This window comes from Sphingomonas sp. TREG-RG-20F-R18-01 (genome assembly GCF_022662475.1).
Classification (GTDB): Bacteria; Pseudomonadota; Alphaproteobacteria; order Sphingomonadales; family Sphingomonadaceae; genus Sphingomonas.
Map to the genome: position 1 here is coordinate 102,476 of NZ_JAKNQQ010000001.1, position 15,940 is coordinate 118,415.

General features: G+C 58.9%; 16 protein-coding genes. 6 read left to right on the forward strand and 10 right to left on the reverse strand.

Annotated features, from left to right (window positions below; genetic code table 11):
• Positions 1–83 precede the first annotated feature (83 nt).
• From L8K25_RS00430 to L8K25_RS00475, 10 genes are all read right to left on the reverse strand, one after another.
• Positions 84–503 carry a hypothetical protein gene (locus L8K25_RS00430; RefSeq protein ID WP_242136956.1) on the reverse strand — a complete coding sequence of 140 codons (420 nt, stop codon included), beginning with the start codon at positions 501–503 and terminating at the stop codon, positions 84–86.
• Positions 500–2,038, reverse strand: a complete 1,539-nt coding sequence (locus L8K25_RS00435) for a DEAD/DEAH box helicase (RefSeq protein ID WP_242136957.1) — start codon at positions 2,036–2,038, stop codon at positions 500–502. Before L8K25_RS00435 ends, L8K25_RS00430 begins: the two co-directional genes overlap by 4 nt.
• A complete protein-coding gene (locus L8K25_RS00440) occupies positions 2,035–2,682 on the reverse strand; it encodes a hypothetical protein (protein ID WP_242136958.1) in 648 nt (215 codons plus the stop codon). The genes L8K25_RS00435 and L8K25_RS00440 overlap by 4 nt, the downstream gene beginning before the upstream one ends.
• Before the next feature lie 3 nt (positions 2,683–2,685).
• Positions 2,686–2,919, reverse strand: a complete 234-nt coding sequence (locus L8K25_RS00445; RefSeq protein ID WP_242136959.1) for a hypothetical protein — start codon at positions 2,917–2,919, stop codon at positions 2,686–2,688.
• A 43-nt stretch (positions 2,920–2,962) separates the two neighbouring features.
• Positions 2,963–4,909, reverse strand: a complete 1,947-nt coding sequence (locus tag L8K25_RS00450) for a hypothetical protein (RefSeq protein WP_242136960.1) — start codon at positions 4,907–4,909, stop codon at positions 2,963–2,965.
• On the reverse strand, positions 4,906–6,570 hold the full coding sequence (locus L8K25_RS00455) for a DNA cytosine methyltransferase (RefSeq protein WP_242136961.1): 1,665 nt from the start codon (positions 6,568–6,570) through the stop codon (positions 4,906–4,908). The genes L8K25_RS00450 and L8K25_RS00455 overlap by 4 nt, the downstream gene beginning before the upstream one ends.
• Positions 6,564–6,860 (reverse strand): hypothetical protein, encoded by a 297-nt coding sequence (locus L8K25_RS00460; protein WP_242136962.1) that lies wholly within the window; start codon positions 6,858–6,860, stop codon positions 6,564–6,566. Before L8K25_RS00460 ends, L8K25_RS00455 begins: the two co-directional genes overlap by 7 nt.
• Before the next feature lie 74 nt (positions 6,861–6,934).
• Complete coding sequence (locus L8K25_RS00465; protein WP_242136963.1) at positions 6,935–7,597, reverse strand: ssDNA-binding protein; 663 nt, start codon at positions 7,595–7,597, stop codon at positions 6,935–6,937.
• 22 nt (positions 7,598–7,619) lie between these two features.
• Positions 7,620–8,798 (reverse strand): DUF2800 domain-containing protein, encoded by a 1,179-nt coding sequence (locus L8K25_RS00470; RefSeq protein ID WP_242136964.1) that lies wholly within the window; start codon positions 8,796–8,798, stop codon positions 7,620–7,622.
• A 102-nt stretch (positions 8,799–8,900) separates the two neighbouring features.
• Positions 8,901–9,428, reverse strand: a complete 528-nt coding sequence (locus L8K25_RS00475) for a hypothetical protein (RefSeq protein WP_242136965.1) — start codon at positions 9,426–9,428, stop codon at positions 8,901–8,903.
• A 177-nt stretch (positions 9,429–9,605) separates the two neighbouring features.
• Here L8K25_RS00475 and L8K25_RS00480 point away from each other — a divergent pair, with 177 nt between their 5' ends.
• The 6 genes from L8K25_RS00480 to L8K25_RS00505 all read left to right on the forward strand — a co-directional run bounded on the left by L8K25_RS00480 (position 9,606) and on the right by L8K25_RS00505 (position 15,915).
• Positions 9,606–9,917 carry a hypothetical protein gene (locus L8K25_RS00480; protein WP_242136966.1) on the forward strand — a complete coding sequence of 104 codons (312 nt, stop codon included), beginning with the start codon at positions 9,606–9,608 and terminating at the stop codon, positions 9,915–9,917.
• A gap of 34 nt (positions 9,918–9,951) precedes the next feature.
• Positions 9,952–12,423 (forward strand): VapE domain-containing protein, encoded by a 2,472-nt coding sequence (locus L8K25_RS00485; protein ID WP_242136967.1) that lies wholly within the window; start codon positions 9,952–9,954, stop codon positions 12,421–12,423.
• Positions 12,424–13,338: 915 nt separating this feature from the next.
• Positions 13,339–14,100, forward strand: a complete 762-nt coding sequence (locus tag L8K25_RS00490; RefSeq protein ID WP_242136968.1) for a hypothetical protein — start codon at positions 13,339–13,341, stop codon at positions 14,098–14,100.
• Between the two features lie 77 nt (positions 14,101–14,177).
• The gene (locus L8K25_RS00495) at positions 14,178–14,498 is read left to right on the forward strand and encodes a hypothetical protein (RefSeq protein ID WP_242136969.1); all 321 of its coding nucleotides are present in this window, start codon (positions 14,178–14,180) and stop codon (positions 14,496–14,498) included.
• Positions 14,495–14,857, forward strand: a complete 363-nt coding sequence (locus L8K25_RS00500) for a hypothetical protein (protein ID WP_242136970.1) — start codon at positions 14,495–14,497, stop codon at positions 14,855–14,857. The genes L8K25_RS00495 and L8K25_RS00500 overlap by 4 nt, the downstream gene beginning before the upstream one ends.
• A gap of 308 nt (positions 14,858–15,165) precedes the next feature.
• The gene (locus L8K25_RS00505) at positions 15,166–15,915 is read left to right on the forward strand and encodes a hypothetical protein (protein ID WP_242136971.1); all 750 of its coding nucleotides are present in this window, start codon (positions 15,166–15,168) and stop codon (positions 15,913–15,915) included.
• Positions 15,916–15,940 lie beyond the last annotated feature (25 nt).

A 15,940-nucleotide genomic window follows, 5' to 3' on the forward strand; every position in this document is an offset into this window, starting at 1 on the left:
AAGGTGACCCATCGCCACCAACGAGGTGAGCCAATACGACTCGCTAGTTATCTAGTCAACGGTTAGTTGAAATGTTTATATGGTTAAGTTTTGGAAAGCAATTGGTTAACAGCATCTCGCGGATCGCGCGCCAAAATGTAGATACCACCTCTTTGTTCCCAAGCAGCTTGGAACTTTTTCTGTGCTTCGCGTTGGCGCCCGCATAAAGCCTTAGTTTCTATTTGAAACGCTTTACCCTTTCGGTGCCCGATAGCATCGCCGCCGCCTTCAATGCCAAAATCGATTGGTCGCGCTGCTGCCAGAATTTTCATTCCAGGCGTAACCCGCACATACTCTCCTACTGGCACGTCGACCGGCCTTCCCTGCCACGCCTGCCCCGTGTTTTGCCGGTATATGAAAGTCCGTGGCAGAGCAGAACACTGCATGAGGACATCATTTAGGATGGCATGCTCGCTGCGGGTGTCCGGCAGCAGGCCGATCAGATCGTCGAATTCATCGGTCATGTGCGCGGTTTCCTAGCCGTCGAGATGCCGCGCATTTTGCACTGGCGGTATGCCCACTTTATCGCATGGTCGTATTGTCGGGCTCGACCGAGCGACTCGAATTCCTCGATCGACGTGCAGGCCCACTCTTCCTTCTTCCGTTTTAGGAACGCGGCCTGGCGAACTGCTTCCTTCTCCAGCTTCGTCAGTTTTCCGGTTTCCTCGCGCACGATGCGCGGCTGCGCTGGTGCAACCGTATGGCAACCGGGGCACTGTGCCTGCGAACTGGGGTAGACGCGGAAGCATTCTGGGCACTGGGTGATCGTAGTCCAGTCTTTCTCGGCAACATCCTTCTTCGGTCGACCTTCCAGTGTCGGATGATACTCGTCGTCCGGTAGCCCGTGGCGCTGCTGCACGGCGTTCCCGGCATGGTCACAGATGATCGCGCGAACCTTCCCCGGCGACAGGCGCAGCGGGCGACCCCACTTCTGTTTTACCTTCGACCTGGATTTCGTCGGCGCGCAGTCACCGATGTACGAGACATTCGGGACATCGTAACCTTCCCCAAATAGGTCCACAGCGGACCCAAGTCGAATGTCGCCTGCGCGGAAAGCGTCATCGAAATAGTCGCGCTCAGCCTGCGACATGCTGCCGTCGACATGCATCGCCGGGATGCCTTCGGCCTTGAACATTTCGACCATGGCACGGCTGTGATCGCGGCTGTTGGCAAACAGAAGCCCCTGCTCACCCGGCGCAAGCGACAGGTAATGCTCGACCACGTTGCCGATCACCTTCGGCTGGTTCATCACGCGATCGACGCCGCCGCGATTGAAGTCGCCGGCTACGTCGCCAACCTCACTGAGATCCGGTATCGCAGGCGCGTAGAATTCGAACGGCGACAGGAAGCCGCGGCGAATGAGTTCGGCGACCGATGGCCCGACCACGATCGCGTCGAAGTGTTCTTTCAGGCCGCGCCCGTCGAGCCGTTCCGGGGTTGCCGTAAGTCCGAGGATAAAGGTATCAGGATACCCGTTCAGCACGCGTGACCATGTTTCCGACACGGCATGGTGCGCTTCATCGACGATTGCCAGGTTTGGCGGAAAGATCAGCGCGAGACGGTTCACCAGCGTCTGTACACCGGTCAGCGTGATGCCGGTGTCAGGGCTGAACGGCCACCCGCTCGCCACGAAGCCGTGCTGCAGGTCGCGTTCTGCGAAAGAGCGCGACGTCTGCTTGATCAGTTCCTTGCGGTGAACGATGAACTCGCTCGTGAGGCCGAGTCGCGCGGCACTATGCATCAGCGCGGACGCGATCACCGTCTTCCCGGCGCCGGTCGGGGCGACCAGAAGAATACGCCGGAAGCCCTGCCGCATTAGGCGCGCGGCCTCCAGCAGCATCGCATGCTGGTAATCGCGCAGCCCGCGGCCCAGCAGGAACGCCGGGTTTATCGGGATATGTGGCGGATCGATCAGGTCGGGTGGTATCAGGAGACCGGCTGCGTTCAGCAGGTAGTCGTCGTCATCCAGTGGTGGACCGCCGTTGTGGCTTAGGATCATACCGCGATCGCGAACCAGGCAAACGCGTTGTCGTTCGACAAACGAATCGGCCTACGGTCTCCTTGGCGCTGGATCTTCAGATGCATGACGAACTTGTGCTTTTTGAATGAGCCCACCATCCGGTGACCGAGCGCGATCATTTCGGAATTCGTTCTGGTCCGAGTCGCTTGCTTCGCAACCTGTCTACCTTCGCCGTCTTCCCAGCGCGGCTGTGCGGCCATCTCGCCGATATAGGTCCAATTGGCAGCGCGGTAGATTGCCCCTGTGTGACGCATGAACTCGTCAGCGTATGTGACCAGCGAAACGAACCTACCATCCTGACGAATCAGACGGATGGCGCGTGCCATCAGGAACGTGGCCGCATTGCTCGGAACGTCTGCACGGATCGCAAGACGGGTGAGCGACAGCACCTTCCGCCAGTCATCTTTGTTCACACTCTGCGCTGCCACCTTTGTAGGAGGCAGCCACATCGCGACGCCGAGCAATTCGCCGCTGCCACATCGATAGAGGCCGTGCGCGTAAACGCAGGTGTTCGAACAGCCACCACTATAATGGTGTTCTGCAACGAACAACCGCGCTGCAGCCCACTGCGCGCCAGGTTTCGGGATTTCGCGAACTTCGAATTCGCTGGCGCGCAGTTGCATAGGTTACGCGACGAAAGTCGGCTGCCCTTCTTTGGGCATCCACTCGATCGCGCAGAAACCGGGAACGATGTAGTGCCCGAGACCGTCGGCCGTGCGGATGCGATGCCCACCGCTTTCCGAAACATGCAGATGAGTCGGATTGTCGATCGTCAGTTCGACATCGTGGAAAATGTATGTGCGCGATGCCTCCATCGAAATGTCGATGAACGTCATATCCGTTGCATTCCAGTCGGTCATGGCAGTTCTCCTTCTGGCGGTTATATCACCAATTGGTTGATTCTCATACCGCGATCGCGAACCAGGCAAACGCCGACCACTTCGCCAGACGAAGCGGCCGAACCTTTTCCGGACGCCTATCGAAGCCGATGTCCATCAGCCGTTCGCGCGCCTCCTGCAGATAGCGATCGTAGTCGATGTCGTCAGGAAACTCAGGCGGCAGGTTCATCAGCGGCCGGGCGCCGTCGGACTTCGACACACGCTTGTGGTTGCCGGTCACCTCGTGCGCGGTCTTGTAGAAAATCTCGTCGTCGTCGGTCGACCAGTAATACCGGACGACCTTGCCCAGATACTCGCCGCGCCACGTCCCGCCGCCTGCCACATTCACCACGGTCACGAAGTCGCGGATATCGCGGTTCGCGCGAATCGTGTCTTCCAGCGGCACGCCGTCGCGGATGAACGCGATCACCGCCAGCGCGACGACTTCTGCCGCGGGGTTCTTCATCATCTGCGAACGGAGATCGTTGTCATGGCGACCGGTCCAACCGGCACCCTTCACCTTCACCTTGCCGTCGGGCATGAACGCGTAATAGCTGTTGACCGACTGGTTGTAGAGCGACGTGTATTCGGTCGCCTCCAACTCGAAACCGGTCTCACGCTCCCACTGGTCGACGATCTCCGACAGCAGGCCGTCCTGCATCCGGTTCTTCACGATCGGCCCCGCGGCGTCGCGCGGGCAGCGGAACACGATGCCGTCGGTGTTGCCGGATACGACCTGGATGCCGGCTGCTTCCGCGCGCTCGATCAGCATCAGCAGCGCCAACTGCCCGCCGAGCGTGATCGCGATCATCAGATGGGGTGCGTACAGAACCGAGAACGGGGAACCCAGCTTCCCGAATGACCCGTTGAGGGCAATCTTGAGCCCCTTGTCGCGCGTCTTGTCGCCTGCGCGCTTCGCCACCACGCGTTCGTCACGGATTTCGCGGTACACGTCGATGAACGCCGGGCCCAACGCGCGCGGGTATAGCCCGGCGTTCAGAATGATGGCTGGATAGTACGAGGCCACGTCGAAATCGACCAATTGGAAGTTTTCGTCGCTGTGGACGGCGCGGTTCTTCTCGGTCGAATGCAGCCCGCCGATGCCCATCGCGTATTCGGTTTCGCCGATCGTCAGGCTGGATTCGTCCTCCAGCCACTGCGGCGCCTGAACCTTGCCGTTCGCCTTCACGATGAAGTCCGACGCGCGAATCTTTTCCAGCAGCGTTTGGAGCTGCGGCGTTTCGAACTTCATCCAGTCCGGCACGTTATATTTGAATGTGGTGCCCGCTGGTGTTTCGACCTTGTAAACTTTAGCGCCGGTCACCTGCTCAACGCGCTTTTTGATCATCGCCTCGCCCATCTGAGCGTCCGACTTCGACATGAAATTCAGGCCGAACTGCTCACCGATGACGCGCCGCATTTCGAGCGCGTCCATCAGCGCGTCGAGGACCAGATGCGTGTTCTGCAGATCGTTGCCCATGTAGGACATCGTCACGTCCATCTCGCCTTCGGACAGTTCGCTGTCGGGCGAGTAAGGTAAATCCTGCATGAGCGGTGCATGCAGCCGCCCTGCCAGGGTCTTCAGCGACGCTCGGGCGTTCGGCTGAACCTCCATCAGGTCAACGATGTTTTCCTGCCACCCGCGGGGGATCGTCAGGTTCTCGTGCTGCCAGTGCTTTGCATTGCCGACGATGATCGAATCGTTCAGCCGCTTGAGCCCGCCCGTGTCGAGTCCTTCGAACGACGCGCCGGCGACCATCGGCATATCGTAATTTAGAAAGTTGTACCCGACGATCGTGTTGTTCGACATCAGGGCTGCGATGCGGTTGCGCTTCGCCTCGTCGAACGGCTTCCGGCCGCTGTTCTCCATGGCGAGCGTCTTCTCGTCCGACATTCGCCGGAAGCCGATGCTCCAGAAATTCCGGTAACATTCCGTATCCGAAATGAGTGTTTTTTCTGGGTCGAATGTCATCCGAGCAAATCCGAAAAGTCGTCCAGCGCCGGGCCACCGTTATGCCCGAGACCGTCGAGATGGTTTTTTATGCGACCGCCTATCCAAGACATCACGGCGACTGCCATTGAGTTGCCGCACTGCTTATATCGGGGCCCGTCGGCTGCCGGTTTGCCTTTGGCGTTCGGCACCAGCGTCCAGTTGTCGGGGAAGCCTTGGAGTCTTTCCGTTTCGACCGGCATCAGGCGGCGGACTGCCATTTCGACGCGAACGATGTGGTGGTTGGGATCGGTTGCCGTGTTCAATGCGCCGGTCACGTCGCCGGTGTCGTAACAGCCTGCGTTCCCAGTGGTTCGGTAGCATGACGTTGGGACAATCGGTTGCCCCCTGCCCGTGCCGTCTTCCGACGCATCAAAGCCTTCAGCTTTCAGCGTGTGCGTGATGTCGCCGGTGACGCAAACAGCTTGAAGCACATGACCCTTGTCGCCGCCTCCGGAAGAAGCGCGAAGACATCCTGCAACCTCACCGCCCAGTTCGGCAGTTCCGCCGCCATCGCGCCCGCGCAGCGATACTGAATATGCGACACTGATCTGACCGCCGCCGTTCGCGTGGCTGCCGTCGTGCCCCATGCTCCGCAACGTTGGGCACAGATCGTTGGTCGCGTCGCCGCCGTAATCCTTGCCGGTGAACGCGATGATTGGCGCTTCATGGTTGCACGTCAGCGTCGGCCGTGCGCCGACGCTGATCTCTGCGCCACCTTGACCGTGCGCCATGCAGACGATGTCGGCGTCTACCCCAGCAGGTCGCCGAACGCCTCCCGCTGATCCTCCCCGCACCAATCGCAGTGCGGCCAATCGTGCTTCATGCTGTTCGTCTCGTGGCACTTCCAGCACTGATAATCCATGTCCGGCACGAATGACTGCGACAACGGGGTCTTGTCCTCGGGTGTCTCCGGTTCGCTCGACGCCGCGGCCACTGCTGACAAGGCGCGGTGCAGTGGGATGGGTAAGACCTTCCCCCGTTTCTCGGCGCGGCGGAGAATCCCGGCGCACGCCTTCGAACTCAAGAAGTACTGCTGCGGGATCGAATCCCTCACGAGAACTTGCGACAACGAACACACGACGGCGTCGTTGGGCCAATCCGAGAAATTGGGCGTCGATGGTCCGCCATGCGATTGCCCTTTCGGGTCCAAACACAGCACCAGCGTTTGTCCATTTCTTCCCTGCTGGGATGAGGACATCATCTTCGCCGGCAATACCAGCAAGGAAGCAGCCGAACGCGTTATCCTTGATGGTGAGGACACCGGGAACGTTTTCCCAGACGACGATGCATGGGGGCCTCCCAGCAGCGAGTCGAACTCGGTCGATTGCATCGGCAAGATCCACATATGAAAGGGTCAACTGGCCGCGCGCATCCGCGAGACCCTGCCGCCGACCGGCGACGGAATATGCCTGGCAGGGTGTCCCGCCGACCAGAATGTCAGGTGCATCAATTTCACCGGACAGCACCTTCGCCGCCAGCAGCGTCATGTCGCCGTGGTTCACGACGTCAGGGTAGCGATACGCCAGCACATTGCTTGCGGCGCGGTCGACTTCAGCGAACCATGCAGCCTTCCACCCGTAGCGCTCCCACGCGACGCTGGCGGCTTCGATTCCCGAACACACGCTACCGAATGTCAGCACACCGCGATCTTCCGGATACCGGCAGTATCGCAGGCGGCGCGACAGTCAGCGCACGCGTAGGTGTGGCCATGCAGATACAGAACCGCCCCGCGCGCCGCGTCACCGGCAGCTTTGATCGCGTTCACTTCAGCATGAGCAGTCTGTTTGCAGACCGACACGCACAGTTCGTAGCCTACGCCGCTAGGCAGGTCGCCACGGGGACATGTCTGCTGAGCATTCAGGCAATAGTTCGTACCGACGAACTGCATCCCGTCATCGGCGACGATGGTGGCTGTTACGACCTGTTTCACGCAAGGGCCAATCATGTCTTATCACCAAACGGTTGATACGCGGGACAGCCGAAGCCATCCCGCGCAAGGTAGAATTAAACGCCGAAGTCGTCTGCCGCAGGCATGTCATCGTCGAGGTCATCGATCTCTGCCAGTACAGCGTCGTTGATCACGACACCGCCGCCCATTGCCTCACCTTCCTGGTGCGACCGGATCAGTTCGATCGACGCAAACACGCCGGACGATCCCTTATCGGTGCCATAGAACGATACCAGCACGTCGGCGTAACTGCCACCATACATCACATCGAGAATGTCATTCTCGGTCACATCACGCTTATGGCGGTCAAGCAGCTTCGGACGCTTCTGGCCGGCGCTTGGACCCGACGCCGTCAGACCGAAGTTGCCTTCATATCCAGCGTAGACTTTGCCTTCCTTGTTCTTGAAGCGCTCCCCGCGGCGGAAACAGATGCGCTTGGGCGCGTCCTCCTGAATCGACTTCCAGCGATCCTTATCCTTCCACATCTTCTCCGATGCAGCTTCGATCGCGCCGATGGCAGTCTTGATATTGATCGGCGCCATTGCCTTAGCCTTGGCATCATCGCCGACCTGTTCGATGATGACGTTGCAGCTATGCTTCTCTTTCGCATCATCGCTGTCGGAAGATTTCTGCTTGTCCTTCAGTGCCTCTGTGAAGCTGAGCCGGACACGCTTCAGCCATACGGTACGGGGATCGCGCTTGGTTTCGTCGGTTGCCATGTTGCCTGTTACCTTTTGCAGTTTAGAGGTCGTCGAGTTCGGCGATCGCCTGGCTGATCGTTACGATTGAGGGGCGAGCGTCGTCCGCTGGGACCACCGTTGGCTTCTTCTCACCGTTGTTGATGAGCGGAAGCAGTGGCTCCTGACGAGTAGGTTCATCCTTCAAAAGTTTCAACACCTGAGTTGGTGTCTTCACTTTTTTGTTGAAACCTTGGTCGCCAAGAACATCGCGAACCTTGGCTTCCGCCAAGGCTTCATCCTCCCATTTCGCGCGCTCCTTATTCCCCAGTACCAGCTTTCGGTCGGGGATAGGTTCGCCGCGTTCTGCATCTTCCAGTTCAAGCCGCTGCATCTCTTCCAGCCACGAGTTTATCAGCGAGGCATGGTTCAGGATGAAGCTACGGCGTTCTGGGTTCAGAATTTTCGGGAGCATCAATTCAGATCCGATCATAATGTCGAAATCAAGTACATCAGGCGTCAGGCCCAGCACGTTGAGCATGTATTCGTCGAACGTGTCGCAGCCATACCGAACGCGGCGGCGCTTGCACCAGACGCAGCCCTTCAAAGATGCCGTCCGCGGCGCGTCAGGGTCAGTTGTCGCTATGGCACGCTGCTCGATCCACTCGGCGAACTGCTCCAGATCGTCCAGCGTGCATTCCCAGGTGCCGCCGCCGCCTGCGTGACGTGGCTGGTCGATCTGCAGAATGAAACGCTTGATCGCTGGGCGCCCGAGCTTAATCCAGAGCCCCAGCGCATAAAGCATGAGTTGCTTGTTTTCGAACGGGCTGACGGGAACACCCCTGCCCCACTTCAGGTCATTCAGGATGATCGTATCACCGTCCCATATGGCACGATCAAGCGTGCCGAACTGACCTGGTAGCGTGATATCGGAAATATCAACACGCTGCTCACCGAAAAACTCACCCGGTAGATCACGGATATAATCAATCCCGCGCTGCAACAGGTCGGCGTCGTCATCTGTCCAGACGAATGTCCAATCTGCCACCTTGGTACGTGCGCCAATGAAGTCGGCTGCATCTAGGCCAAACGCCAAGCAATATTCCGAAATCATATGTGCTGCCGTGCCTTCAGCAGCCGGCTTGCTGTCAAAATCCGGAAGGCCACGGTTTGCATTAATATAGCCAGCGCAGGTCGCCCAGCCTTCTGCAGCAGATGGGCCTAGAGGTGCGTGTTCGCTCATTCTAACCCTTCAAAATCTCAGGATGCCACTGGACGCGCGGGGAGGGGGAACGCCCCCAGTGGCAACCTGAGACCCGGCGGCACGCGGCCGCCGGATACAGGGTCAGACGCCGAAGTCGTCTTCGGCCGGCTCGCTGCCGGGCTGCGTCGGGTCGCCGTTAAAGTCGTATTCAGCGCTGAAGTCGACCGGCAGACCTTCAGCCTTGCGCTCCAAGTAGAATGCCGCGCGCAGGCGAGCATCGGCGTCGAGCTTCGACTCAGGGCCGCACAGCTTCGACGTGCCGAGTTCCGCCATCATCGACTGCATGAACTCGCGCTTCTTCGTTGCGTCGTCAACTGTGCCGTTGAGATACTTCGGTGCGATCGCGCGCAGTTCTTCGTCGCTGACGGTACGTGCCTTTGCGCCGGTATCAGCTTCGGTCGTCGAAGCGGTGCCGGTAGCTGCTGCGGCAGCATCATCTGCTGCGATCTCTTCCTTCGTGCGGCGCGTACGCTTTGGCGCTTCGACCTTGGCGATTGCTGCCCCCTGCCCTGCAATGAGACGTTCCTGATTTTCACCGGTCACCTTCAGCGCGGCGACCAGTGCCAGAATGTTGGTGTTCAGTTCGGCGATTGCCGTGTCGATGCTCATAAAATCGAATGTCCTCGGTTTGTTGGTCCCCGACGCGGTTGGCGGCGAGTCGAAGCCTTATAGGCATAACCGAACGGCACTATCAACCTTATGGTGATAAAAAACCACGCGTTGGTTGATTTTGCGATCATCGGGCTGTAGGGGTGATGCTGACACATCCTCCGGAGCAAATTCTACATGGCACATTGGAAGTCCGCGCCGCTCTACCAGGCGCTCGTCACATTTCTCCCGGCGTACGTTACAAAGACCGAGCGCACTGGAGTCGAACCCGATCTCACCATCGACGTTCATGCGCTGCGGGCAGCGCTCGACCCCGTTCGCAGCCATGAAAACGTCTATCAATGGCTCCGCAAGGGCACGCTGCTGCCGCGCAACGCGAAGGCTCTGTGCAAGGTCGCCAATGCTGAGAACAACGTCGCGGCGCTGAAGAAGAACGGCCGCAAGCCGCCGGTTCTCGACGATTTCACCGAATTCTACGCCTTCGATTGATCGCCCGCCCGCCCACGCCGGGGAGTGGCGACGCATGAAGACCCAAATTACTGCCCTGCGCGAGGCCGGTTTCGCCACGCACTGGTTGCATCCAAAAACCAAGCGTCCGATCGGCAAGGAATGGTCGACGGCACCCGTGCAGACCGTGGCCGACCTGCTCGCGTCATACCGGGATGGCAACAACGCTGGCGTGCGTCTCGGCGAGCCGTCGCTTCTGACAAATGGCCTGTATCTCCATGCGTTCGACATGGATATCCGTGTGGCAGACCTTGCGGATGAAGCCTGGGACGCACTGCGCGCCCTGCTGCCGGCTGTCGATCTTGAGGCGCTGCCGTGTGTCGCATCAGGTTCAGGTGGTGAGTCGCGCCATCTCTACTTCGGAACGTCGCGCGCATTCCGTAGCAAGATTTTGGCTACATCCGACGGCAAACACCGCGGCACCGATGGATCTTGGCACTTCGATTGGGAAATCGAGCTGTTCGGCACCGGCAAACAGGTCGTGCTGCCGCCTTCGATCCATCCGGATACCGGAAAACCCTATGTCTGGCTGCGCGAGTTCGATCTCGAAATGCTCGACTTCGGCGTTTGTCCTGAAATCCCGGCTGCCGTCGTGGAGTCGCTTGGCGCGATCGATCCGGAAAAATTCGCATTCGAAGACCGCCCGCCGCTCGACTTCAAGCCCGGCCAGATGGAGCGCGAGCTAGATCTCATTCCGGTCAGCGACCTGCACTACGACGACTGGATCAGGCTCGGCCAGGCGCTGCATCACCAGTTCGGCGGGTCGCAGGAAGGTTTCGACCTGTGGCTGTTGCATACCAAGCGGTCTGCCAAGTTTACCGGCGATGCACAGATCCGCGAAATGCGCAGGATCAAATGGCGTTCATTCGGCAAATACCGCGGCGCTGCTGTTACCATGGCTTCGATCCGCCAGTGGGCGCGCGACGCGGCAACATCCGAATGGGTGGATGAACTCGATGACCTGGATGATGACGACGTCCCTCGGAATCCCGAGGCACCCGCAGCCGATGCCATGGAAGACGCAATCGCGTCCCTGATGAAGGAAACGCCCGCTGATGAACTCCCGTGGCAGTCGTTGCTGGATATCAACGAGGAAGGTGGCATCAAGCCGACGCTGCACAACGTCGAATTAGTCCTGAAGAATGACACTCGTCTGATCGGCCTCGCCCAGATCAACGAATTTACGCAAGAGACGGTTCAGCGTACGGCGCCGGGTAAGCGCGGCCGTCGTCGGGCCAACCAGGCCAAGCCTACGCGCGAACTGACCGGTCGCGTGTGGCATGTTCCGGCAGATGATGAGCGAAACGGCGTGCTGTGGTCAGACGACCGCGACTTCGCGATCCGCACCATCCTGGAAGCACCAAAAACCCAAGGCGGTTACGGCATCAAGGTCAGCGATCGCGATCTAAAGGCCGGTATCGTGTTGGCCGCAAACGATCATGCTTTTCATCCGGTCCAGGAATACCTGCTCGCGCTCAAATGGGATGGCGTGTCACGCGTCGATGGCTTGTGGGTCGACTATGTCGGTGCGACCGATGACCGCTACCACCGCGATGTCGCCAGATTGATGATGACGGCAGCCGTGACGCGCATCTTCGAACCCGGCCACAAGTTCGATTTCGCCACGATCCTTGAGGGTCTGCAGGGTAAGCGCAAGTCGACGCTGATTGAGGTGCTTGGCTGCAACTGGTCGGCTGAACTCGACGGCGATTTCCACGATTCGAAGTCGCTGGTCGAACTGATGCAGGGCTCATGGATCATGGAGATCCCCGAACTGACCGGGTTCGGCCGTGCCGACGTCCGCGCGATCAAGGCATTCATCAGCCGGCGCAACGATCGCGTGCGACTGGCCTATGCGCGTCGGGCTGGTCAGTTCCCGCGCCAGTGCATCTTCGTGGGTTCGACCAATGACCGGGAGTACCTGAAGGATGACACCGGTGGCCGCCGCTTCTGGCCGGTCCAGTGCAACCTTCCGTTCGGCAGAGAGATCGATACCGAACTGCTTAAGCGGAACATCGACCAGTTGTGGGCCGAGGCGGTGCAGCTTTACCGCGCCATGCGTGTCGAGCGACCGTTCGGTACCCTGCCCCTGTATCTGTCCGACCCTGAATCGCGCCTCACTGCCGCACGGCTCCAGGAATCGCGCAGGATCGAAGGTCCGGATGACGTTCTCGCCGGCCGCATCGCCGAATGGCTCGACCAGCCCGTCATCAACGGTGATGTGCGCGACGATCTGGATGCCAACGGTGACCCTGTGTACCGGATGGAGGTCTGCACGGCCATGATCTGGGTCGACTGCATGGGCAAGGACTTGTCGGGCTTCAAAACGCAGGAGCAGGGCTCCGTCAACCGCGCCATGTCGAAGGTACCTGGGTGGGAATCCGACGGGTCGATGCGCTTCCCGCGGTTCGGCAAACAGCGCGTATTTCGCCGCGGCGGGGAAGCCGGTAAATTCGAACGAATGGGGCTCGGTGACCTACTGAGTTAATCCGTTAGTTCGGTCGGTGTGTCTCGGGCTGCAGGTTTTTCGGAACTTGTGGCCCGTGCCTTTTTAGGGCGAATCGAACCCAAAACAAACCTCCCAGAAACTTGCTGATTCTGCACGGATTCGGCGATTTTCGGCAAAACACCCCGCTCGTTCCGGGTTTCGTTCCACTTCTCGTTCCGGGCAAACCCTAGGTTTTCTGCGGGTTTCAGAGGGGGGTGGAACGAGTGGCACGGTGGAACGAGGTTTTCCCTATAGACTGTCGCGCGGCACCCCCGTTTCGGGCCTACCAGGGGTATGGCTTTAGCCCTAATTCTAAGGTTTAATCGGCACTTCTAGTATGACAAGTTTCTATAGAGAAGTCGTTCCACTGTTCCAGTAGCCAGAAACCCTAGGATTTCTGCGGGCTAAGGCCGGAACGAGAAGTGGAACGAGTGCTGAATATCTCGTTCCACCGTTCCACTCTGACCGTATGTATCCGGTGACAGGTATCAGAGTACCTGTATGGCTCTTAGGGTAGTTTGAAATGGCGCGATTAACGGGCTCAGCGCCACTCGGTACCGTCAGGGGTGTTTAAATGGGACCCGTAGCCACGTCCCAGAGCGTCCCAGATCGTCCCTAGCGCTGCAGAAATGCGACCGCTCAACAGCTCGAAAGGCAACGCTATATCCTGCAGAACATAGTCCTACGCGGTCCCTATCAGTCCCATGACACATGACACGGCGAAGCGCGGTAACAGTCCTAAGCGGTCCCAGAGCGTCCCAGAGATGTAAAGCAGGACTCACACTAGCGGGGCGATCTGGCGCCGGTGACAGTCCCACGCGGTCCCACGCGGAACGCGAGATAGTTTCAACAAAAGGTTGACGGCAACCCAAGTCTAACGCTAAGGTTTATTCAGCAACTAAGGAGTGATTCGAAATGACGTTCAACCCTGAAGCCTTCGCTCCCGAGTCCGATTGGCATGAGTCGGTTTACGACATGGCGCGCGAAGCGGCCGCAATCATCGGGATCGACATCAACGATATCCACTATTCGGGCTTCTGGTCGCAGGGTGACGGCGCGTCGTTCACCGGTTCCTACATCTACAGCAAGGGCGCCGCTAAACGCATCCGCGCAGAGTTTCCCACTGCCACCGCATTGCACGCCATCGCCGATACATTGCAGAAAGTGCAGCGTGCCGCGTTCTATCGCTTGGCTGCAACGGTAACGACAAGCGGCCGTTACTCGCATTCGGGGACCATGTCGGTTGATGTCGAAACGTCGGACGGCGAACCATTGGCAGGCGATTGGGCTAAGAGCGGCTGCTACGTTCCGCACCCTACTGAAGAGATTATCCGCGACCAGCTCCGCGCGTTCGCCGATTGGATCTATGAATCGCTTGAAAAGGAATACGAATACGCGTCGGCGTGGCAACTCGCGTCCGGATACGTCGACATGGCCGATACGGTCGACCAGGAACGCGCCAGCGCACGCGCATTGATCCACGACATCCGCACGGCCATGAAAAGCGGTATCGTGGCGGCGCCGGCAATCTGCAGCGCGCTGCGCTCGAAAGTCCGCGATCACTTGGAAGCGATGAATGAAGCAATTAGCGATCGCCGAGAGATGGCGGATGCGTTCCACTATTGGGAAGATGGCAAGAGCGTAGATATTGAGACGTTTGCGGCCGCGAATATCTGAGATGGCAATCAACAAACGGTTGACGTTGCGCGCAGTATCCCGCTAAGGTTTATTCAGCAACGAAGGAGTGATTCGAAATGGAAAAACTGCCAGTGATCTTCCGCCGCCCCCGCGGTAAGGCAATGTTCGAGAATGACGACGTAACGGCAGTGTTTCCCACGGTCGAATGGGGACCGGGAACGCCCCTCACTGTTTACGCGCACGTTGGTCAACATGGTGGCGCCTGCTATGCATGGTATCGTGACACTATCCCCGCAAAGCGCGAGGAACACGCGGAATTGCTGCGCGAGCTGACCGGCATCTATTCCGACGCGAGCGACCCGGATGCGGTGGAATTGGTAGTTTATAAAAAGATCACGCCGCAGCACCGCGCGGCTGCACGGGAGTCAGCACGATGAGCGCTCTATGGTCCCTTACTCCGGAACGTCGCGCCACGGCTGCACATATCCGCCACTTCATTGCAGACGCAATCGAGCGGAAAGAATGCGCGCAGAACTTGCCCGCCAAATGGTGGAAGGGTGCTTCCAAGATGTCACAGGATATGATGACGGAACGTCTGCAGAAGTCGGTTAAGCAATTGGCGCGGGAGTCGTTGGATTATTCGCGTTATCGCGCTTTCATGCGCGGAGCCTATGCCGGATGGCCGGGCGATAAGCCTGCACATGACTTGTGGCAGGGATTGAGCGACGGGACGCCGGTTAGGTTCTACAGCTCAAAGGCTGGCGAATACTTGGAACGCGTCGGCGGTGCAGCATGAAGCCCCGCGGCCGCCCCCATAACGCCGATCGCACTGCAGCTCTAAAAACGGGCGCGCGTCACTACCAGGGTGCCGCATGCGCCGCCGGGCACAATGGCAAGCGATACGTATCAACCGGCGCGTGCGTCGAATGCATAAGGATTCGCCGATGATTGTAATCGGATTGGCTGGCGTAGTGGCGATCGTAAGCCTGGCGCGTGATATTTTTGCACTGTTTAATCAACAAACGGTTGACTAGACACGCGAGTCGCGACTAAGGTTTATTCACACCAAGCGGCACGGGGCCGCTACTCAGAAGGAACGGTAAAATGGTTCAGATCGTAATCGGTTCGGTTTCGCATGGTACGCTTCGCACGGCTGACTTGCTTTCGGCGTTCGCATCGGAACTAGGTTCCATTGATATTGAATGCGCGGCAGAACATGGCGCCTTGGTAATTGCCGCGACCGAACGCGCCGAATTGATCAACGATGGCGCGGACGAAACCGAAGGCGACTCCGACATGGTCGCAGAGCTGCAGGATGCCTTGGACGCGGCTGCACCCGAAGGCATGTATTTCGGTAACACTGAAGGCGATGGTTCGGACTTCGGTTTCTGGCTGAATGAAGAGGGGCGCCGCGAAGCGCTGGCGCGCGAATTCAGTGCAGCATTCGAGGCTAAGACGCGCGATAACGGCGACACGTTCTATTGCCTCCGCGATGGATCGCCTGAATGGATGTCGGATGCCGTACACATGGCGCACGGCGACATGATGCCTAACGACTGGAGCTATCGGCTTACGCGCGAAGTGGTCGACGCCATCGCATGGCTGCCAGTCGGCGCGGACTTTGATGACGAACGTGGCGAGATTGTCGACGGCATCGTGCCCGTTTATAATAACGATCGCCTGCAGTGGCTCGCATCGTCTTTGGATCGCGCCGCTTACTGCGATGATGCGCAGCGCGACGGTTTAGTCGCTGAAGACGCTACCATGTTCGATCGCATTGCGGCCGGCATCTATAGCGAAGCGGATGCGATCTATAGCGCCGTAAGCGCTGCAATCGTCGATGCGGCTGAGTAATTCATCAACCATTAGTTTAGGAATC